This window comes from Leisingera sp. SA215 (assembly GCF_055902035.1).
Genome location: NZ_JBVVXU010000001.1, coordinates 16,214 through 35,473, shown reverse-complemented (window position 1 = coordinate 35,473; position 19,260 = coordinate 16,214). Strand labels below are relative to the sequence as shown.

Genomic DNA, 19,260 nt, shown 5'->3' with positions numbered 1-19,260 from the left:
GCCTTGCCAACGCCAATCCCCCTTGATTCATCCGCAATCGCAGGGCATCAGGCCTCTATGCTGATTTACAAGATTTTCCGGGCGGACGAATGGGCCGCACTGCAGGCTCAGGGTGAAACCCGGGGCGCGCCGATTGATGTGGCAGATGGCTATGTCCATTTTTCCACCGCAACCCAGGCGGCAGAGACCGCGGCCAGGCATTTTGCCGGGGCCGAGGGGCTGACCCTGCTGGCCTGTGATGCAGAGGCCATGGGCGATGACCTGAAATGGGAGGTCTCCCGCGGCGGTGCCAGGTTCCCGCATCTGTTCCGCAACATCCGCATGGCGGATGTGGTCTGGGCCAAGCCGCTGCCGCTGGCCCAAGGCGTGCATCAGTTCCCGGAGGAAATGGCGTGAAGCTGACCGAGAAACTGGCGCTGGCCGCCATGCACAAGGTGGATCCGGAGACCGCCCATGGCCTGTCCGTCAAGGCGCTGACCCTGGGGCTTGCCCCTGCCCCCGGCCCGGTGAGCTCAGCCCGTTTGAAAACCTCTTTGGCGGGGATTGATCTGCCGAACCCGGTCGGCCTCGCGGCGGGCTATGACAAAAACGCCGAGGCATTGGCGCCGCTGGCGAAATCCGGTTTCGGCTTCATCGAGGTTGGCGCCGCCACCCCGCGCCCGCAGCCTGGCAACCCCAAGCCGCGCTTGTTCCGCCTGACCGAGGACAAGGCCGCGATCAACCGTTTCGGCTTCAACAACGAGGGCATGGAGGCAATTGGCGCCCGGCTGGCGCAGCGTCCGCGGGATGCCGTCATCGGGCTGAACCTTGGCGCCAACAAGGACAGCGAGGACCGCGCCGCGGATTTTGCCAAAGTGCTGGCCCATTGCGGCGCGGATCTGGATTTTGCGACGGTCAATGTGTCCTCCCCCAACACCGAGAAACTGCGCGACTTGCAGGGCAAGGCGGCCCTGTCGGCGCTTTTGGCCGGAGTTGTTGAAACCCGCGACAACCTGAGCCGCCGGGTGCCGGTGTTCCTGAAGATCGCCCCGGATCTGGACCGCGAGGGGATAGAGGACATCGCTGCCGTCGCCGTTGAAAGCGGCATTGATGCGGTGCTCGCCACCAACACCACCCTGTCGCGCGATGGTTTGCAAAGCCTGCACAAAGGCGAGGCCGGCGGGCTGTCCGGCGCGCCTTTGTTTGAGAAATCCACCCGCGTGCTGGCGCAGCTGTCGGAACTGCTGGACGGCAAGGTGCCGCTGGTGGGCGTTGGCGGCATCAGCAATGCAGAGCAGGCCTATGCCAAGATCTGCGCCGGGGCGTCTGCGGTGCAGTTGTATACCGCGATGGTCTATGGCGGGCTGTCGCTAGCCGGTGATATTGCCCGCGGACTGGACGGGCTGCTGGCGCGGGACGGGTTTGACAACGTCGCGCAAGCGGTTGGAACAAAACGGAAGGATTGGATGTGATCACCTATTGGCATTATCCGAAATGCTCAAAATCCCGCGCGGGGCTGGCACTGATCAAAGAGCGCGGCGTGCAAGTTAAGACGCGGAGCTATCTGGAAGATGCGCCTTCGGTCGAGGAATTGAAGGCCGTGCAGGCCGCGCTTGCCGTCCCGGTGGTGGAAATGATGCGGACCGGTGAAAAGGCGTTCAAGGAGCTGGGCCTTACGAAGGACAGCCCGGAGGAGGATCTGCTGGCCGCGATGGCCGCGCATCCGATCCTGATCGAGCGCCCGATTGCCGTCAAAGGCGGCAAGGCCGTGATCGGCCGCCCGACCGAGGCGATTGAAGCGCTGCTGTAACGGCAGGCGCCGGTTGCCGGCGCGCAGACCCTCCCGGAAACCGCCTGACATCCGGGCCGGAATTCCCGCAGAATTCAGGTTCCCGCGGTGACGTCAGACGCCAACCTGCGCCTCCAGCCGCGGGTAGCGCAGGCCCAGCGTCACACCGCGGGCAATGTTCAGCACCAGCAACGACGCCCACAGGCCATGGTTGCCGAACGCCGGCACCAGCAGCAGCAGGGCCGCCACATAGGCCGCCACCGATTGCAGCATCGCCCACCGCATGTCGCGGGTCCAGGTGGCACCGATGTAGATGCCGTCGAAGATCCAGCTTGCGACACTCAGCACAGGCATCGCCACGGCCCAGATCAGGAACACCCGCCCTGCCTCGCGGACCTCGGGGGAGGTGGACATCAGGTCGATCAGTGCAGGGCCGCCCGTGGCAAAGGCAATGCCCAGCAGCACCGCTCCGCCAACGCCCCATTGCGCAGTGACGATTGACGCGCGGCGCACTCTTTGGCGGGTCTTGGCGCCGATGGCCCCGCCGACCAGCGCCTCGGCTGAGAAAGCAAAACCGTCCAGCGCAAAGGCTGTGATTTCAACAAACTGCAGAAGGATCTGATTGGCGGCGAGGTTCACGTCGCCGACGCCGGAACCGATGAACAGAAAGGTCGTGAATGACCCCGTCATCAGCAGCGAGCGCACCATGATGTCGCCGTTCACCTGCATCATCCGTTTCAGCCGCGCCGGATCGAACACCCGTGCCCAGTCGCGCCACTGATCGCCGGCAAAGGCATCGCGGCACAGGTACAGCCCCAGCACCAGCCCGGTCCATTCGGCGATCAGCGTGGCGATGGCTACGCCTTCGACACCCCAGCCGAGGCCCAGCACGAACCACAGGTCCAGGACGATGTTCAGACCATTCATCCAGACCTGCAGCAGGAACACGCCGCGGGTGCGCTCAACCGCGATAAGCCAGCCGGTGACAGCATAGAGCGCAATTGTGGCAGGCGCGCCCCAGATGCGGATCTGCAGGTAGCCACGGGCCAGGCTTTCGACCTCGGCACTGGCCGGGGCAAGTGCGAAGGCGCCCCGGAATACTGCGGCCTGGGCAATGGTGAACACGGTTCCGGCAGCAAAGGCCAGAAGCAGCCCGCGCACCAGAAGCGCGCCTGTCTCGGCCCAGTCCCCAGCGCCGCGCGCCTGTGCCGCCAGCCCGGTAGTGCCCATGCGCAGGAAGCCGAAGAGCCAGTAGAACGCCGCCAGGATCACCGCACCGATTCCAACGGCACCAATCGGAGCGGCCTCGCCCATCTGGCCGACCACGCCGGTGTCCACCGCGCCCAGGATCGGCACCGTCGCATTCGACAGCACAATCGGCAAAGCGATTGTCAGCACCCGTTTATGGGTGATTTCGGTGTTCGCGCCGGTCATCGTGTGTCAGCCTTCGCCGTTCTGGTTCTGCGGCATCAGGAAATGGCCGGTGGCCTGGGCGAACAGCTTGTCCTTGTGGTCCTGCCAGGCCTCCACATGCACCGAGGCATAACGGCGGCCCGAGCGGTTCACCCGCGCCCGCGCATAGGCGTCGCGCGGCAGGCCGGAGCGCAGGTAGTCGACGGTAAAATCGATGGTCTTGGGCTGGCGCGGCAGGTTGCCCTTGGCCATTTCCGCCGGGTCCAGATCACCGGTTTCGATGCGCTGCCAGAGATGTGACCAGTTGAGGGTGATCATCGCTGTGATTTCCAGGAAGGCCGCGGTGACGCCGCCGTGGATCGCGGGCAGGAACGGGTTGCCGATCAGCTTGTCGTCGAAATTCAGCTGCGCGGTCAGCTCATCGCCGCGGCGGTCGAAAGTGACGTTCAAGAAGCGGATGTAGGGCACCGAATCCACCAGCGCCGAAAGGGCTGCATCGCGGCGCTGCTTGACCACCTGAATCGGTTCAGGACGGGGGCGGCTCAAAACTTATTCTCCACAGTGAAGGCGCCGGAGGCTGTGGCGACGGGGCGGTCTGTATCCTCGTCCATCGCAACCGCGCGGACAAAGGCAACGCTGCGGGTGATCTGATGGCAGGTGGCGCGGGTGGTGATCGTCTGGCCCGGAGACGCCGGGCGCATGTAGTCGATGCGCAGATCGATGGTGGCGGTGCCGCCGGGGGCCGAGGGGTGGCTCATTACCGCTGCGCCGCAGCAGGTGTCCATCAGCGCCGAGACTGCGCCGCCATGGATGACACCGGTTGCCGGATCACCGACCAGCTTCTCGTCGTAAGCCATGCGGATTTCGGCAGTGCCGTCGCCGATCTCGGTCAGCTTCATGCCCAGTTGCTTGGCATGGGGGATGGCTTCGATGAACTGGCGCGCGAGGTCGGTCTTGTCGGCCATGGGGCTGTCCCTTTGAAATGTCTCCCCCATCTTTGGCCCCGGCCCGGAAAAAGCGCAAGTGTGCCGCCGCGGAGGTTGCACTGTTCGCTGCAAGTGCCTAGGTTCCCGGCAAGGGAGATGACGGATGACCGACAATAGATTGTCATTCAAGGAAATGTGCGCCGAGTTCGAGGTTACGCCGCGGACGCTGCGCTATTATGAATACATCGAATTGCTGCACCCCGACCGCGAAGGCCGGTCGCGGTTTTATGGCGCGCGGGAGCGGGCGCGGATGAAGCTGATCCTGCGCGGCCGCAAGTTCGGCTTTCAGCTGGAAGAGATCCGCCAATGGTTGCTGATCTATGAAAAAGAGGGCAACGACGCCCAAAACCATGCATTCATGGAAATGGCCGACCGCCAGCTTCTGGAGCTGGACAAGCAGCGCGAGCAGATCAATGAAGCCATTGAAGAGCTGAACGAACTGCGTGAAAGCACCCGGGCCCTGCTTAAGTAACCCGAATCCCCGCCTTTCTAAGTCCAATCCAGCACCCGCGCTGTGTCAATCGGCCGGGCGAGCGCCTGCCCGCGGGGTGGCGCCGGTCGCGCGCGTGCGCCACTGCATTCCTGCCAACAAGCACGGCTTCTTGAATATACCGGCGCCTCGCCAGAACGCCCGCCCGTTGGCAAGCGCGGGCGCCGCGGTATCGCCTTGCGTCCGGGCTGTTGGATTCTGCCATAGCCGCATCTTGAATACGGTGCGGCCCCGGCCTGCGCGCCCTCCAGATCAATCATTGCGCCGCTTTCTGTTCTCTTTACGACACTTTCGCGCTCCCTGAAAATGACGCAACGTACAACTTACGTAAACGTAAAGTCAGTCTTGATCGAAATCCCGGATGCGGCCAGCTTGCTCCTGCACCAAGCCGTAAGAGTGACGATGATGACCGAGAAAACCATGACCATCCGCGAGATGTGCGAGGCTTATGACGTAACTCCCCGCACGCTCCGGTTCTACGAAGCCAAGGAACTGCTGTTCCCGATCCGCGACGGCCAGAAGCGGCTGTTCACCAAACGCGACCGCGCCCGGCTGAAGCTGATCCTGCGCGGCAAGCGGTTCGGGTTCAGCCTGGAGGAAATCCGCCAGCTGCTGGATCTGTACCATGTCGGCGACCAGCAGGTGACTCAGCTGACCAAGACCTATGAGGTCGGCCGCGAGAGGCTTGCCGATATGGAGCGCCAGCGCGAAGAGCTGACCGAGGCGATCGAGGACCTGAAAGACCAGCTGGCCTGGGGCGAAAAGATGATCGCCTCGATGCGGGCCAAACAGGAGGCCGCCGAATAGGCAGCCGCCCCGCCCTATCCCGCCGGCCTGCCCGGCATCGACCCGAAGCAACAAGACCCCTGAAGAGGACCGCAATGCCTTCCTATACAGCCCCCGCAAAAGACGCCCAGTTTATCCTGCATGACGTATTGAAAGTCTCCGGCAGCGACATCCCCGGATACAACGAACTGGAGCCGGAGTTCACCGGCGCGGTGCTGGAGGAAGCCGGCAAGATCGCCAGTGCGGTTCTGCACCCGCTGAACGTGGTGGGCGATGCGGAGGGCTGCCGCCTGGAAAACGGCGTAGTCTACACCCCCAAAGGGTTCAAGGAGGCCTTTGAACAGGTCAAGGAGGGCGGCTGGACCGGGCTGGACATGCCGGAGGAGTTCGGCGGCCAGAACATGCCGTATGTCATGGGCACCGCAGTGGGCGAGTTCTTCTCTTCCGCAAACCAGGCCTTTACCATGTACCAGGGGCTGACCCACGGGGCTGCTTCGGCGATTCTGGCGCATGGCACCGACCAGCAGAAGGCCACCTATCTGCCCAAGATGGTCAGCTGCCAATGGACCGGCACCATGAACCTGACCGAACCGCATTGCGGCACCGACCTGGGCCTGATGCGCACCAAGGCGGAACCGCAGGGCGATGGCAGCTATAAGATCTCGGGGCAGAAGATCTTCATCTCGTCCGGCGACCATGACATGGCGGAGAACGTGGTGCATCTGGTGCTGGCCAAGATCCCCGGCGGCCCCGAGGGCATCAAGGGCGTCAGCCTGTTCATCGTGCCCAAATTCATTGTCAGCGCGGATGGCACCCCGGGCGAACGCAACGGCGTCTCGGTCGGCAAGATCGAGGAGAAGATGGGCATCCACGGCAATTCGACCTGCGTGATGGATTATGACGGCGCCACCGGCTGGCTTTTGGGCGAAGAGCACAAAGGCATGCGCGCCATGTTCACGATGATGAACGAGGCCCGTCTGGGCGTCGGCATGCAGGGCCTGGCGCAGGCCGAGGCCGCCTATCAGAACGCGGTGGAATACGCCAGGGACCGGCTGCAGGGCCGCGCCGTGACCGGCGCCGAAAACCCGGACGGGCCCGCCGATCCGCTGATCGTGCATCCGGACATCCGCCGCTCGCTGATGGATCAGAAAAGCTTTGCCGAAGGGGCGCGCGCGTTCCTGCTGTGGGGCGCCACCCTGATCGACCAGGCGCACCGCGCAGGCGACAAGGACGCCGACGGGCTGATCTCCTTGATGACGCCAGTGATCAAGGGCTTCCTGACCGATCAGGGCTACGACATGACCGTCCAGGCGCAGCAGGTCTATGGCGGCCATGGCTACATCGAAGAATGGGGCATGTCGCAATACACCCGCGACGCCCGTATCGCGATGATCTACGAGGGGGCCAACGGCGTGCAGGCACTGGATCTGGTGGGCCGCAAACTGGGCCAGCACGGCGGCAAATATGTTCTGGCGTTCTTTGACCTGGTGAAAACCTTCTGTCAGGAAAATAAAGAGGTTTCCGAGACTTTCGGCAAAGACTTCATCGATCCGCTGAAGGCCGCCTCCAAGGACCTGCAGGCGGCCGGTATGTATTTCATGCAAAACGGCATGAAGGATCCCAACCACGCGCTGGCCGGGTCTTACGACTTCATGCATCTGTTCGGACAGGTCTGCCTGGGCCTGATGTGGGCTAAGATGGGCAAGGCCGCGCAGGAAGCGCTTGACGCCGGGGCCGATGACGCGGCGTTCTATGAGACGAAACTCGCAACCGGCCGGTACTATATGGCACGGCGGCTGCCCGCGACCAAACTGCACCTGGCCCGCATCGAAAGCGGAGCCGAACCGGTGATGGCGCTGGAGGCAGACGCCTTTTGATGCCTTTCGGGCGCCCCTGTCCGGGGCGTCCATCCAGCCCGGCCGGTGCTTTGACATGCAAAGGACCACATGATGCCGAAACGTTTCCGCCTGACCCGCCGGTTCCCGGTTGCAATGACCGAGGAGGGCTACCGCAAGCTCAGGAAGTTTGCCCAGGAGGCGGGGCTGGATGAAGGCGAGGCGCTGTCATTCCTGTTCGAAAATTTCGACAGCGTGACGGACTATGAAAACCTGAGCCACCGGCTGCGGCTGTTCAATGCCGAGCTGGAAGCCCGCAAGAGATAAGGCCCGGGAAGCGGCCAAAGGGAGAAAGATGACCGAGACGCGTTCTGCATGGATGACAGATGAGCATCGGATGCTCAGCCAGATGACGGCCCAGTTCATCACTAATGAATGGGCGCCCAAGTTCGAGACCTGGCGCAAGCAAGGCATAATGGACCGGGAGACCTGGACCCAGGCGGGCGGCCTTGGCCTGCTCTGCCCGTCCATCCCCGAGGCCTACGGCGGCGCCGGCGGCGACTTCGGCCATGAAGCCGTGATCCTGATGGAAGGCAGCCGCGCCAATCTGGCCAGCTGGGGCCAAGGCATCCATTCCGGCATCGTTAGCCATTATATTCTGGCCTATGGCACCGAAGAGCAGAAACAGCGCTGGCTGCCCAGGATGGCGACCGGAGAGCTGGTCGGCGCGCTGGCAATGACTGAACCCTCCACCGGCTCGGATGTGCAGGCAATCAAGACCAAGGCGGTCAAGGATGGCAATGCTTACCGGTTGTCGGGGCAAAAGACCTTTATCACCAATGGCCAGCACGCCAATCTGATCCTGGTTGCAGCCAAGACCGACCCGGCGGCGGGCGCCAAGGGTATCTCTCTGGTGGCAGTGGAGACCGACGGCGCCGCTGGCTTCAGCCGCGGCCGCAACCTCGACAAGATCGGCTGCCATGCGGCGGACACCTCCGAGCTGTTCTTTGACAATGTGGAAATCCCGCCAGAGAACATTCTGGGCGGCGCCGAGGGCCAGGGCTTTTACCAGATGATGCAGCAGCTGCCGCAAGAGCGCCTGATCATCGCTTGCGGCGCAGTCGGCGCGATGGAAGGCGCGGTGGAGCGCACCATCGCCTATTGCAAGGAGCGCGAGGCGTTCGGCGGCCCGATCCTGCAGTTTCAGAACACCCGCTTTAAGCTGGCGGAATGTCTGACCAAGGCCAAGGTTGCGCGCGCCTTTCTGGACGAATGCATTGCCGAGCACCTGCAGGGGCGGCTGAGCGTCGAGAAAGCGGCGATGGCGAAATACTGGATCACCGATACCCAGGGCGAGGTGCTGGACGAGTGCCTGCAACTTTTCGGCGGCTATGGGTACATGCAGGAATACGCGGTGGGTGAGATGTGGGCTGACGCAAGGGTGCAGCGGATCTATGGCGGCACCAATGAGATCATGAAGGAACTGATTGCGCGCAGTCTATGACCCCGCAAACCGAGGGATTTGGCGCAGATGCCGGAAGATGAGTATTTGGGGAAAGATGAAGGCAGCGGTGTGCCCCTGCCCCCAGGCCTTCGCCGAATGGGCAGAGGCGTCTTCACCTTTCTCGGCCATCGGCTCTCCAGCCTGTACCGCACCTTCAGGGTATCACGCGGCAGACTCCGGCGGGTTAACGCTGCATCATCTTTCCAAAAATACTCCACGGGGGCGCGGGGGTGTGAAACCCCCGCTCTTCCGCCAGAAACAGGAAACCGGATATGACAATGAAACTCCACTGCTTCGGCGAAAGCGGAAACTCCTACAAGGCAGCGCTGGCGCTGGAACTCTCGGGCCTTGCCTGGGAGCCGGTGTTCGTCGATTTCTTCGGCGGTGCTGCGCGCACCGATGACTTCCGCGGGTTCAACCCGATGGCCGAAGCGCCGGTGCTGGTGGACGGCGATGTGACGCTCAGCCAGTCGGGCGCCATCCAGCAGTATATCACCGACAAGACCGGCAAGTTCGGCGGCCGCCCGGAGGACAAATACGAGGTGCTGCGCTGGGTGCTTTGGGACAATCACAAGATGTCCAGCCAGGCCGGCATGACCCGTTTCCTGATCAACTTCCTGCCGGAAAAGCACCGGCCGCCGGAAGTGATCGCCTTCATGCAAGGCCGCTTGAAGGCAGCCTATCAGACGCTGGAGTCCCACCTGGAAGGCCGCGATTGGCTGGCGGGAGACGGGCTGACCAACGCCGATATCAGCTGCTGCAGCTACCTCTACTACCCCGAGCCCTTCGGCTTTGACCGCGCCGATTGGCCCCATATCGACGCCTGGCTCACCCGTATCAGCGCGCAGCCCGGCTGGAAACACCCCTATGACCTGATGCCCGGCAGACCGTCGGACCGGACTTGAGGAGACAAGTATGACTGAAGCTTATATCTATGATGCCCTGCGCACCCCGCGCGGCAAGGGCCGCAAGGACGGCGCCCTGCACGAGGTGACCTCGGTGCGGCTGTCCGCCCTGACGCTGAATGCGATCAAGCAACGCAACAACCTCGAAGGCCATGCGGTCGAAGACGTGATCTGGGGCAATGTCACCCAGGTGAAGGAGCAAGGCGGCTGCCTGGCACGCTCCGCTGTTCTTGCCTCGGATCTGGACGAACGTATTCCGGGCCTCGCTATCAACCGCTTCTGCGCGTCTGGCATGGAAGCCGTGAACCTGGCCGCGAACCAGGTGAAGGGCGGCGCCGGTGATGGCTATATCGCAGGCGGCGTCGAGATGATGGGCCGGGTGGCCATGGGCAGCGACGGCGCCGCAATTGCCGTCGACCCGAGCCTGGCAATGGACACCTATTTTGTGCCGCAGGGCATCTCGGCCGATATCATCGCCACCGAATACGGCTTTAGCCGCGATCAGGCCGACGCGCTGGCGATGGAAAGCCAGCGCCGCGCCAAGGCCGCGTGGGACGACAACCGCTTTGCAAAATCCGTGATCACCGTCACCGACCAGAACGGGCTGGCGATCCTGGATCATGACGAATACATGCGCCCCGGCACCGACATGCAGGCACTGGGATCGCTGAACCCGGCGTTCCAGATGATGGGTGAGCAGATGCCCGGCTTTGACAAGGTGGCGATGCTGAAATACCCGCATCTGGAGCGGATCAATCATATCCACCATGCGGGCAACTCCTCGGGCATTGTGGATGGTGCTGCGGCGCTTCTGATCGGCAACAAGGAGTTCGGCGAGAAGCACGGGCTGAAACCGCGCGCCCGCATCAAGGCGACCGCCAAGATCGGCACCGACCCCACCATCATGCTGACCGGCCCGGTTCCGGTGACCGAGAAGATCCTGGCCGGCAGTGGCATGACGATCGGCGATCTGGATCTTTTCGAGGTGAACGAGGCCTTTGCGAGCGTGGTGCTGCGCTTTCAGCAGGCATTTGATGTGGACCCGGAGCTGGTCAACGTCAACGGCGGCTCCATCGCCATGGGGCATCCGCTGGGTGCCACCGGTGCGATCATCATCGGCACCCTGCTGGATGAGCTGGAACGCCAGGACAAAGAATGCGGCCTGGCGACGCTGTGCATCGCATCCGGCATGGGTGCGGCCACCATCATCGAGCGCGTCTGATGCCGAAGCTGGACCTTTCCCGCCTGTCCTGGCGCACCAGATCGGGCTACCCCGGCAAGCTGGCTGCGGCGGCTGACGGGCGCAGCGTGCAGCCGCTGGGCGACTCCGGCGGCCTGACCCAGTTCGGCGTCAACATCGTGCGGCTGGAGCCGGGCGCGATGTCTTCCTTGCGCCACTACCACATGGAGCAGGACGAATTCGTGATGGTGACCGAGGGCACCTGCACCCTGATCGACGATCAGGGCGCGCATGAGATGCTGCCGGGCGACTGTGCCAGCTTTCCGGCGGGGGATGAGAACGGCCACCATCTGGTGAACCGATCGGACAAGCCTGCCGCCTTTCTGGTGGTCGGCACCCGCACCCCGGCAGAGACCGCTTTTTACAGCGATTTGGACATGATGGTGAAAATTGCCGAAGGGCAGTTCAATTTCACCCGCAAGGACGGCAGCCCGCTAACGGCTGACCAGACCGGAGAAAACACATGAGCGATTTCAAATACCACGTGGACGCGGACGGCGTCGCAATCATCACCTGGGACGCGATCGGCAAGTCGATGAACGTCCTCACCCGCGAGGCCTTTAGCCTGGTGGAGGAATATGTTGACCGGGCGCTGGCGGACGAGGCCGTCAAGGGTATCGTGATCACTAGCGGAAAGAAGGATTTTGCCGGCGGCATGGACCTGAATGTGCTGGCCACCATCCGCGAAGAATCGGGTGAGAACCCGGCCCAGGGCCTGTTCGACTTCACCATGGGCGGCCACCGGATCCTGCGCAAACTTGAACTCGCAGGCATGGACCCGAAAACCAAGAAGGGCGGCAAGCCGGTGGCCTGTGCCATCAACGGCACCTGCGCCGGCATCGGCACTGAGATTGCCCTCGCCTGCCATCACCGGGTGATGACCGACAACCCCAAGGCCAAGGTCGGCCTGCCGGAGATCATGATCGGTATATTCCCCGGCGGCGGCGGTACCACGCGCTATTCGCGTATGGTGGGCGCAATGGCGGCGGCGCCGGTGCTGCTCGAAGGCAAGATGCTGGATCCGAAAAAAGCCAAGGGCGCCCAGCTGATCGATGCGGTTGCTGACGATGCTCTGGCGGCGGCCAGGGAGTGGGTGCTGAACGCCAAACCTGCCGATCTGGTGAAACCCTGGGACGCCAAGGGCTATAAAATGCCCGGCGGCGCCCCCTATCATCCGGCTGGCTTCATGACCTTTGTCGGCGCCTCGGCGATGATCAACGGCAAAACCCAGGGCGCCTTCCCGGCGGCGCAGGCGCTGCTCAGCTCAATTTATGAAGGCGCGCTGGTTGATTTCGACACCGCGCTGAAAATCGAGGCCCGCTGGTTCACCCATGTGCTGATGAACCCGTCGTCCTCGGCCATGATCCGCAGCCTGTTCCTGAACAAGCAGGCGCTGGAAAAAGGCGCGGTGCGGCCCAAGGAGGTGCCGGACCAGACGGTCAAAAAAGTTGGCGTTCTGGGCGCGGGCATGATGGGCGCCGGTATCGCGCTGGTCTCCGCCCAGGCGGGCATCGAGGTGGTCCTGATCGACCGCGACCAGGAAGCTGCCGACAAGGGCAAGGCCTATTCCGCCGCCTACATGGACAAGGGCATCAAGCGCGGCAAGGCGACCGAGGAGAAGAAAGCGGCGCTGCTGGCGCAGATCACCGCGACCCCTGATCTGGACGCGCTGAAAGGCTGCGACCTGATCATCGAGGCGGTGTTCGAGGATCCCGGCGTCAAGGCGGAGATGACCAAAAAGGTCGAGGCAATCATCCCCGAGGACTGCATCTTTGCCTCCAACACCTCGACCCTGCCGATCAGTGAGCTGGCCAAGGCGTCCAGCCGCGCGGATCAGTTCATCGGCATCCACTTCTTTTCGCCGGTCGAGAAGATGCTGCTGGTGGAGATCATCAAGGGCCGCGAAACCGGCGGCCGCGCGGTGGCCAAGGCGCTGGACTATGTGCGCCAGATCCGCAAAACGCCGATTGTGGTCAATGACGCGCGCTTCTTTTACGCCAACCGCTGCATCATCCCCTATATCAACGAAGGGGTGCGGATGATTGCCGAGGGCGTCAGCCCGGTGCTGATCGACAACGCCGCGCGGCAGCTGGGTTTCCCGGTGGGGCCGATCCAGCTGACCGATGAGACCTCGATTGATCTGGGGGCCAAGATCGCGCGGGCAACCAAGGCGGCAATGGGCGATGCCTATCCGGAAAGCCCGTCCGATGAGCTGATCTTCTGGATGGAAGAACAGGGCCGCTTAGGGCGCAAGGCCAATGCCGGTTTCTTCGACTATGACGAGAAAGGCAAGCGCGTCGAGTACTGGAAGGGCCTGCAGGAGAAATACCCGCAAACCGCTGAGCAGCCCGATCTGATCGAAGTGCAGGAACGGCTGATGTTCGCACAGGTGCTGGAAGCGGTGCGGGCGCTGGAGGAAGGCGTTCTGGAAGACATCCGGGAAGGCGACGTGGGCGCGATTCTGGCTTGGGGCTTTGCCCCCTGGTCCGGCGGTCCGTTCAGCTGGCTGGATATCATCGGCACACCCTATGCGGCCGAACGCTGCGATCAGCTGGCCGGACAGCATGGCGATCGCTTTGCCTGCCCGGATCTGCTGCGCGACATGGCGAACAAGGGCCAAAGCTTCTATGGCCGGTTCGACCCGGAAAAATCTGCGGCCGCCTGAGGGCAACGGATAACGCAAACGGCCGGGCATTCCCGGCCGTTTTCAAGTGTTCCGGTAAACGGGCTGCCCGCTCAGTTCAGCGGTTGTTGATATCGGGCCGCGGCGGATGCCGGGCCGGGCGTGTTCCAGTGGTCGTCCTCGGCCATCATCGACAGCACCAGGCCGCGCGCCTGATCCGGCGGCAGCACCCTGTAGGCGCTTTCCCCGGTAAAGATGCGCCCGCACATCAAATTGACCGGAGCTGCGGAGAACCCCAGCATTCCGGCTTCCAGATAAATCACCTGATCCTCGGCGAACCGCAGTGTGACCAGCTCCAGCTGCGCGCCGGGATGCATCCGGCGGATACCGCGGTAGCCCTCCAGCGCGGCGGCAGGCACGACCGCAAAAGGATCGCCCTGAACATCCTCCACCAGATCGCTCTCCAGCAGCACGCCCTGATCCGGCATCAGCCACAGCGGCACCCGGTTCATCAGCGCATCACGCGGCACCAGCAGCGGACAGCGGGCCGGGTCAAGTTCCCCGTCGCCCGGAACAATGGTTTCGCGCTGCAGCTCCACAACCGTCTGCATGCCATGATCGAATGTCAGCACCTTGTCGCCTGCAGTCAGCGCCTCAACCGGGCGCCAGCCAAGGTTCGACGCAACATGGGTGCCGGCCAGAAACCCGCCCTGCCCGACTGAGGCCAGAGGAAAACCGCTGCTCAACGGCTGTCCCAGCGGGGCTTGCGAGCGTTTCAGGAGCCAATCCAGCATCCGACTTCCTTTCCTGCAGCCAGGGCAGTTCCGCCCGGGCCATTCCGGTTTTTACCGCCATCCCCGGTGCTGTCAGCCCGGCAACGCGGCAACGACCGCTCACTGTTCACGTCCAAGCGCCGGACTGCCTGCCGCTGGCCGGTCCGGCCCCGCGCTGGCAGCCGCAGCACTGTTTCCTGTCATTGAAGTAAGGGAGATTCGTTAAAAGAGTATTCAAATTGCCCGATATCTGCGGCACAGGCCCCGGCAATGGCTTCGGCGGCAGCATCGTCATAATAGCGCCGCCAGTCCCGCTGCCGGCCGCTTTCATTGACCCGCGGCAAATCGAGGGAAAAGCCGAGATGGTCGAACAACGGCTGGGCATCCTCCTGGAAATGCTCCAGCCGGATATAGAGCTGGCATTGCTCCACCCCATCCGCACGGCGCATGTAGGACACCGCGGGGCTGCCCTGGAGCGCATTTACAATCTGCGGATGCTGCACAAAGGCGCGGAACTCCAGGTTTTGTGCCAGTTGGATCGCCGGATGACTGAAGCGCTGTTCCTGCAGCCAGTGGTAATAGCTGACCGCCCGGTCCCAAGGGTTGCGCACCAGGGTGAACGCAAACAGCGACCGCAGAGTTTCTTTTGGCACCAGCCCGTCGATATCGGCAAGAGCGGAGTGTTTCCACAGCCGCCCGCGGGTCTGGGCGTCCTTCAGACGGCGGCGGCGTTTCAGCGCCTTGGGCGTATCCCCCAGCATCATGTCATCCGCCATGGCACGCGCCTCAAGCGCCAGGGCCAACGCTGTGCCGCCGGTCTTGGGGATATGGATAAAGACGTATTTGCGGCCCGGCGACAGGATCATGACCTGACCCTAAGCAATTGCTCCAAAAATGGAAACGCCGGAAATGCACCGGGCGGCGCAGGCCTGCCCGCCCGGCCGGAAAGCCGCTTGCCGGGCAGCGGGACAGGCGTCGTCCTGTAACTGGGAACAACAGCAGTCTGCCGCTTCTTTCTGGCCGGAAATACTCCGGGGTGAATTGCCCTGCAGGGGCAAGAGGGGCAGCGCCCCTGGCCGTCATCTGGAGCGCAGCGCGATGGTTGTTCCTGCGGCTATGATCAGTGCGATGCCCGAAATCTGCCATCCGTTAAGAGCCTGCCCCCAATAGGCCCAGGCGACACCGGGGCCGACGATCATCACCGAGTATTCGAACACCGCAACATAGGAGGCCTCGCCCAGCTGGTAGGCCTTGGTGATCAAGAACACGCCACCCACCGCCGCGCAGCCCTGCAGCAGAATCAGGTGTGAGATCTCCCACAGCGGCCAGACCCAGCCGCGGGTGACAAAGCCGCCCGCGCCTGCGGGCACCGCCTGCGGCCAGACCTCCAGGCCTGCCAGCAGCAACCCGCCGATCGCGCCCTGCACCAGAAGATAGATGAACAGCATCGCCACTGTGCTTTCCCCCTGGCAGCAAAGACCGGTGGCCAGCGACCCCAGCGCATAGAACAGCCCGCCCGCAACCGGCACCAGAATCAGCCAGTTGAACGCAGCGGGATCCGGCTGCAGCACCATCATAACCCCGGCAAAGCCAAAAAGTACGGCGCCGACCCGGACCCAGCCGATCCGCAGTTTCAGGAACAGAACCGATATCAGCACAATCAGAATCGGCGAGGTGAACAATCCCGCCAACGCCTGTGCAATCGGCATCAAGGCGACAGCCGCAAAATAAAACACCATCGCAACCGCAACCAGCACGGCACGCAGCAGCACCGCGCCTGTCCTGTACGGGGCCAGGCCGCCAAACCCGGCCCGGGCCATCAGCCACAGAAACGGCAGCGCGACAATGCTCCGCAGCAGATAGAACTGGCCCAGCCCGATCTGTTCGGCCATCAGCGGCACCGCGTTGTCGGTGATGCCGATTATCATCATTGCCGCCAGCATGGCATGGGCGGCCGCCGACTGGCTGCCGGTCTCTGCGGAAAGGGTCGCTGTTTGTTTCATACCCTTTCCATTGCCCGCAACATTCCGCAATATCTGTCCTCTAAACGACACCAAAGTGATTCACGGGAGGAAACTGATGGGGTGGATGGCGGATGAAACCGGTCTGGAGAAGAGCGCCGCGAATTATGTGCCGCTGACGCCGCTGTCGCATCTGCAGCGTGCAGCGCAGGTGTTTCCGGAGCATCTTGCAGTCAGCTATGGCAAGCACCGCAAGACCTATGCCGAATACCACGCACGCTGCAGCCGGCTGGCCTCGGGGCTGGTCAAGCTGGGTGTGAAACCGGGGGACGTAGTGGCGACCCTGCTTCCGAACATCCCGGCCCAGGCCGAGGCGCATTTCGGGGTGCCTGCCTGCGGGGCGGTGCTGAACACGATCAATACCAGGCTGGATGTGGGCACGGTGTCCTATATCTTCGGCCATGGCGGGGCCAAGGCGGTGCTGGTCGATACGCAATTCCTGGACCTGGCCGAGGCCGCGGTTGCGGAAATGGACGGCCCGGCCCCGGTTCTGATCGAGGTGGCGGACGATCAGGCAAGCTGGCACGCAACCGGCCGCCACTTGGAATATGAAGCGCTGCTGGCCAGCGGTGACCCTGAATTCCAGTGGATCATGCCCGAGGATGAATGGGAAAGCCTGGCGCTGAACTATACCTCCGGCACCACCGGGCGGCCCAAGGGCGTGGTTTACCACCACCGAGGCGCCTATCTGATGACCATGGGCACGGTGATCTCCTGGCGGATGGTGCTGCATCCGGTCTATCTGACCATCGTGCCGCTGTTCCACTGCAACGGCTGGAACCACAGCTGGATGATGCCGCTGGTCGGCGGCACGCTGGTTTGCTGCCGCGATATCACCGCGCAGAACATCTATAACGCCATCCACTACGAGGGCGTCACCCATTTCGGCGGCGCACCGATCGTGCTGAACATGATTGTCAACGCGCTGGACGAGGAACGCCGCACCTTCGGCCACACGGTGGAGGTTTTCACCGCAGGCGCGCCGCCTGCTCCGGCCACACTGTCGAAGATCGAGAACCTCGGCTTCAACGTCACCCATGTTTACGGGCTGACCGAAACCTTCGGCCATGTCACCGAATGCTATTGGAAAGCAGCCGAGTGGGACGGGCTGGACAAGGCCGGCATAGCCGCCAGAAAGGCGCGCCAAGGTGTTGCCATGCCAATGCTGGAGCCGGTGGTAGTGCGCGACAGCGCGCACAACACCCTGCCGATGGACGGCGAAAGCCAAGGCGAGATCGCGTTGCGCGGCAATGTGGTGATGAAGGGCTACCTGAAAAACCCCGAAGCCACTGCGGAGGCCTTCAAGGGCGGCTATTTCAACTCCGGCGATCTCGCGGTGCAGCACCCGGACGGCTATATCCAGATAGCGGACCGGGCCAAGGACATCATCATCTCGGGCGGGGAGAACATTTCCTCGGTTGAGGTGGAGGGTGTGCTGATGGCGCATCCGGATGTGCTGCTGGCCGCTGTCGCGGCGATGCCGGACGCGAAATGGGGCGAAGTGCCTTGTGCCTTTGTCGAGCTGAAACCCGGCGCCGCAGAAGACGACGCGGCATTGATCGCCTTTACGCGCAAGACGCTGGCGGGCTTCAAGGCGCCCAAGAAAGTGGTGTTCCAGGAGCTGCCGAAAACCTCCACTGGCAAGATCCAGAAGTTCGAACTGCGGAAAATCGCCAAGACCCTGTAACTTTTCATGGCGAAACAGCATCCGGGGGCGGCAAAGCAATTTGCTGCCCCTGTTTTATGTGATTATCCTTGCAGCAACGATAAGAATGGGGGCCGGGCTGGCTGCATGACGGCATTGAAGGAATTCGAGCGGCTGGAGGCTGCGGGCTTGTGGCGCGCAGACCGGCAAGCGCAGCGGCGGGATGTGATCATCTCGCTGGGGGATGCGACGCTGACCATTGCCAGTATGAACGACCTGCCGCTGGCGCATTGGTCGCTGGCCGCGGTCGAGCGCGCCAATCCCGGAGAGTTCCCGGCCCTGTTCCACCCCGATGGCGACCCTGGAGAGACTCTGGAACTGGCGCAGGACGAAACCGCCATGCTGGAAGCGATCGCCCGGGTGCAAAACGCCATCGGCCGCTCCCGCGCACGGCCCGGGCGGCTGCGGGCCGTCAGTATCCTGGGCACATTGGCGCTGGTACTGGCGCTGCTGGTCCTGTGGCTGCCGGGGGCAGTCACCCGGCATGCGGTCAGCGTGGTTCCCGACATTAAGCGCAAGGCCATTGGCCAGGCATTGCTGGGCCGGATCGAGCGGGTCTCGGGCCCCGCCTGCGCGACCCCCGAAGCCGCACCGATCCTGAAGGATCTGGCACAGCGCACCGGGGTGCGGCAGCTGGCGGTGCTTCGCTCTGGCATTCCCGGCAGCCTCCATCTGCCTGGCGGCATCGTGCTTCTGAACCGTTCGTTCGTTGAGGATTTCGAGGACCCGGCGGTGGCAGCCGGCGCCATCCTGGCGGAACGCGCCCGGGCCGCAGCCAGCGACCCGATGTTCGAACTGCTGCACGCCGGCGGGTTTCTGTCCACTTTCAAGCTGTTGACCACCGGCGAACTGGACCGGGCTGCGCTGGATGCCTATTCCGAGGCCACCCTGGCCAGCCCGCGGCCGGAATTGCCGGATCAGCTGCTGCTGTCGGAATTTGCCCGCGCGGCCCTGCCCTCCTCGCCCTATGCCTACGCGCTGGACATCACCGGCGAAACGGTGCTGGGGCTGATCGAGGCGGATCCGATGGCGGGCCGCGACCAGGAGCCGCTGCTGAATGACCGCGACTGGGTGCAACTGCAGAATATCTGCGGCTGATTCCCCCCTTGAAATTGCCGGATCGCTCTATATTTTCTGCACCTAAGCGAGGACGGCCTCCCCCACTCCGGGACAACGCTCCGGGACGGCCCGGCACAATCTTAGGGGATAGG

The 19,260-nt window shown here is 63.3% G+C and carries 20 protein-coding genes; 14 read left to right on the top strand and 6 right to left on the bottom strand.

The genetic code is table 11. The features are described 5' to 3' along the window. Positions 1–57: 57 nt before the first annotated feature. From AC0KW6_RS00160 to arsC, 3 genes are read left to right on the top strand one after another with little or no spacing between them, the layout of a single operon-like run. Positions 58–396 carry a DUF952 domain-containing protein gene (locus AC0KW6_RS00160; RefSeq protein WP_323781933.1) on the top strand — a complete coding sequence of 113 codons (339 nt, stop codon included), beginning with the start codon at positions 58–60 and terminating at the stop codon, positions 394–396. Beyond that, complete coding sequence (locus AC0KW6_RS00155; protein WP_474033774.1) at positions 393–1,451, top strand: quinone-dependent dihydroorotate dehydrogenase; 1,059 nt, start codon at positions 393–395, stop codon at positions 1,449–1,451. The genes AC0KW6_RS00160 and AC0KW6_RS00155 overlap by 4 nt, the downstream gene beginning before the upstream one ends. Next, the gene (arsC, locus tag AC0KW6_RS00150; RefSeq protein ID WP_474033773.1) at positions 1,448–1,789 is read left to right on the top strand and encodes an arsenate reductase (glutaredoxin); all 342 of its coding nucleotides are present in this window, start codon (positions 1,448–1,450) and stop codon (positions 1,787–1,789) included. Before AC0KW6_RS00155 ends, arsC begins: the two co-directional genes overlap by 4 nt. A 93-nt stretch (positions 1,790–1,882) precedes the next feature. On the opposite strand, the gene AC0KW6_RS00145 is transcribed toward arsC, so the two are convergent. From AC0KW6_RS00145 to AC0KW6_RS00135, 3 genes are read right to left on the bottom strand one after another with little or no spacing between them, the layout of a single operon-like run. After that, on the bottom strand, positions 1,883–3,202 hold the full coding sequence (locus tag AC0KW6_RS00145; RefSeq protein WP_474033772.1) for an MATE family efflux transporter: 1,320 nt from the start codon (positions 3,200–3,202) through the stop codon (positions 1,883–1,885). Between the two features lie 6 nt (positions 3,203–3,208). Further along, positions 3,209–3,727 carry a PaaI family thioesterase gene (locus AC0KW6_RS00140; RefSeq protein WP_323781945.1) on the bottom strand — a complete coding sequence of 173 codons (519 nt, stop codon included), beginning with the start codon at positions 3,725–3,727 and terminating at the stop codon, positions 3,209–3,211. Further along, on the bottom strand, positions 3,724–4,146 hold the full coding sequence (locus AC0KW6_RS00135; RefSeq protein WP_323781948.1) for a PaaI family thioesterase: 423 nt from the start codon (positions 4,144–4,146) through the stop codon (positions 3,724–3,726). Before AC0KW6_RS00135 ends, AC0KW6_RS00140 begins: the two co-directional genes overlap by 4 nt. A gap of 124 nt (positions 4,147–4,270) precedes the next feature. Between AC0KW6_RS00135 and AC0KW6_RS00130 the strand changes: the two genes are divergently transcribed. The 9 genes from AC0KW6_RS00130 (at position 4,271) to AC0KW6_RS00090 (ending at position 13,592) form a co-directional block, all read left to right on the top strand. Then, positions 4,271–4,639 (top strand): MerR family transcriptional regulator, encoded by a 369-nt coding sequence (locus AC0KW6_RS00130; protein WP_323781952.1) that lies wholly within the window; start codon positions 4,271–4,273, stop codon positions 4,637–4,639. Positions 4,640–5,062: 423 nt separating this feature from the next. Continuing rightward, entirely contained in the window at positions 5,063–5,464 is a 402-nt protein-coding gene (locus AC0KW6_RS00125; RefSeq protein WP_024089717.1) for a MerR family transcriptional regulator, read from the top strand. Positions 5,465–5,538: 74 nt separating this feature from the next. Continuing rightward, entirely contained in the window at positions 5,539–7,320 is a 1,782-nt protein-coding gene (locus AC0KW6_RS00120; protein WP_323781955.1) for an acyl-CoA dehydrogenase C-terminal domain-containing protein, read from the top strand. 72 nt (positions 7,321–7,392) lie between these two features. Then, positions 7,393–7,605, top strand: a complete 213-nt coding sequence (locus AC0KW6_RS00115; RefSeq protein ID WP_323781957.1) for a hypothetical protein — start codon at positions 7,393–7,395, stop codon at positions 7,603–7,605. Between the two features lie 28 nt (positions 7,606–7,633). Further along, complete coding sequence (locus AC0KW6_RS00110; RefSeq protein WP_474033771.1) at positions 7,634–8,782, top strand: acyl-CoA dehydrogenase family protein; 1,149 nt, start codon at positions 7,634–7,636, stop codon at positions 8,780–8,782. Between the two features lie 272 nt (positions 8,783–9,054). Next, the gene (locus AC0KW6_RS00105) at positions 9,055–9,687 is read left to right on the top strand and encodes a glutathione S-transferase family protein (protein WP_474033770.1); all 633 of its coding nucleotides are present in this window, start codon (positions 9,055–9,057) and stop codon (positions 9,685–9,687) included. Between the two features lie 10 nt (positions 9,688–9,697). Continuing rightward, on the top strand, positions 9,698–10,909 hold the full coding sequence (locus AC0KW6_RS00100) for an acetyl-CoA C-acetyltransferase (protein WP_474033769.1): 1,212 nt from the start codon (positions 9,698–9,700) through the stop codon (positions 10,907–10,909). Then, positions 10,909–11,394, top strand: a complete 486-nt coding sequence (locus AC0KW6_RS00095; RefSeq protein WP_474033768.1) for a cupin domain-containing protein — start codon at positions 10,909–10,911, stop codon at positions 11,392–11,394. Before AC0KW6_RS00100 ends, AC0KW6_RS00095 begins: the two co-directional genes overlap by 1 nt. Further along, positions 11,391–13,592 carry a 3-hydroxyacyl-CoA dehydrogenase NAD-binding domain-containing protein gene (locus tag AC0KW6_RS00090; protein ID WP_474033767.1) on the top strand — a complete coding sequence of 734 codons (2,202 nt, stop codon included), beginning with the start codon at positions 11,391–11,393 and terminating at the stop codon, positions 13,590–13,592. The genes AC0KW6_RS00095 and AC0KW6_RS00090 overlap by 4 nt, the downstream gene beginning before the upstream one ends. 71 nt (positions 13,593–13,663) lie before the next feature. Here the strand turns inward: AC0KW6_RS00090 and AC0KW6_RS00085 are convergent, their stop codons facing one another. The 3 genes from AC0KW6_RS00085 to AC0KW6_RS00075 form a co-directional block, all read right to left on the bottom strand. Next, complete coding sequence (locus AC0KW6_RS00085; protein ID WP_474033766.1) at positions 13,664–14,344, bottom strand: Hint domain-containing protein; 681 nt, start codon at positions 14,342–14,344, stop codon at positions 13,664–13,666. Between the two features lie 179 nt (positions 14,345–14,523). Beyond that, complete coding sequence (locus AC0KW6_RS00080) at positions 14,524–15,189, bottom strand: sulfotransferase family 2 domain-containing protein (protein ID WP_474033765.1); 666 nt, start codon at positions 15,187–15,189, stop codon at positions 14,524–14,526. 213 nt (positions 15,190–15,402) lie between these two features. After that, positions 15,403–16,326, bottom strand: a complete 924-nt coding sequence (locus AC0KW6_RS00075) for a DMT family transporter (RefSeq protein ID WP_474033764.1) — start codon at positions 16,324–16,326, stop codon at positions 15,403–15,405. Between the two features lie 76 nt (positions 16,327–16,402). Here AC0KW6_RS00075 and AC0KW6_RS00070 point away from each other — a divergent pair, with 76 nt between their 5' ends. Both AC0KW6_RS00070 and AC0KW6_RS00065 read left to right on the top strand, forming a co-directional pair. Beyond that, positions 16,403–18,031, top strand: coding sequence for an AMP-binding protein (locus tag AC0KW6_RS00070; protein ID WP_474033763.1), 1,629 nt, complete (start codon positions 16,403–16,405; stop codon positions 18,029–18,031). Positions 18,032–18,136: 105 nt separating this feature from the next. Further along, positions 18,137–19,147 carry a hypothetical protein gene (locus AC0KW6_RS00065; protein WP_323780024.1) on the top strand — a complete coding sequence of 337 codons (1,011 nt, stop codon included), beginning with the start codon at positions 18,137–18,139 and terminating at the stop codon, positions 19,145–19,147. The last annotated feature ends 113 nt before the right edge of the window (positions 19,148–19,260 follow it).

Coding starts and splice junctions, on each gene's coding strand:
- AC0KW6_RS00075 (WP_474033764.1), bottom strand. CDS start 16,326: ATGAAACAAACAGCGACCCTTTCCGCAGAGACCGGCAGCCAGTCGGCG.
- AC0KW6_RS00080 (WP_474033765.1), bottom strand. CDS start 15,189: ATGATCCTGTCGCCGGGCCGCAAATACGTCTTTATCCATATCCCCAAG.
- AC0KW6_RS00070 (WP_474033763.1), top strand. CDS start 16,403: ATGGGGTGGATGGCGGATGAAACCGGTCTGGAGAAGAGCGCCGCGAAT.
- AC0KW6_RS00085 (WP_474033766.1), bottom strand. CDS start 14,344: ATGCTGGATTGGCTCCTGAAACGCTCGCAAGCCCCGCTGGGACAGCCG.
- AC0KW6_RS00130 (WP_323781952.1), top strand. CDS start 4,271: ATGACCGACAATAGATTGTCATTCAAGGAAATGTGCGCCGAGTTCGAG.
- AC0KW6_RS00095 (WP_474033768.1), top strand. CDS start 10,909: ATGCCGAAGCTGGACCTTTCCCGCCTGTCCTGGCGCACCAGATCGGGC.
- AC0KW6_RS00110 (WP_474033771.1), top strand. CDS start 7,634: ATGACCGAGACGCGTTCTGCATGGATGACAGATGAGCATCGGATGCTC.
- AC0KW6_RS00125 (WP_024089717.1), top strand. CDS start 5,063: ATGACCGAGAAAACCATGACCATCCGCGAGATGTGCGAGGCTTATGAC.
- AC0KW6_RS00115 (WP_323781957.1), top strand. CDS start 7,393: ATGCCGAAACGTTTCCGCCTGACCCGCCGGTTCCCGGTTGCAATGACC.
- AC0KW6_RS00090 (WP_474033767.1), top strand. CDS start 11,391: ATGAGCGATTTCAAATACCACGTGGACGCGGACGGCGTCGCAATCATC.
- AC0KW6_RS00105 (WP_474033770.1), top strand. CDS start 9,055: ATGACAATGAAACTCCACTGCTTCGGCGAAAGCGGAAACTCCTACAAG.
- AC0KW6_RS00065 (WP_323780024.1), top strand. CDS start 18,137: ATGACGGCATTGAAGGAATTCGAGCGGCTGGAGGCTGCGGGCTTGTGG.
- AC0KW6_RS00135 (WP_323781948.1), bottom strand. CDS start 4,146: ATGGCCGACAAGACCGACCTCGCGCGCCAGTTCATCGAAGCCATCCCC.
- AC0KW6_RS00145 (WP_474033772.1), bottom strand. CDS start 3,202: ATGACCGGCGCGAACACCGAAATCACCCATAAACGGGTGCTGACAATC.
- AC0KW6_RS00100 (WP_474033769.1), top strand. CDS start 9,698: ATGACTGAAGCTTATATCTATGATGCCCTGCGCACCCCGCGCGGCAAG.
- AC0KW6_RS00120 (WP_323781955.1), top strand. CDS start 5,539: ATGCCTTCCTATACAGCCCCCGCAAAAGACGCCCAGTTTATCCTGCAT.
- AC0KW6_RS00160 (WP_323781933.1), top strand. CDS start 58: ATGCTGATTTACAAGATTTTCCGGGCGGACGAATGGGCCGCACTGCAG.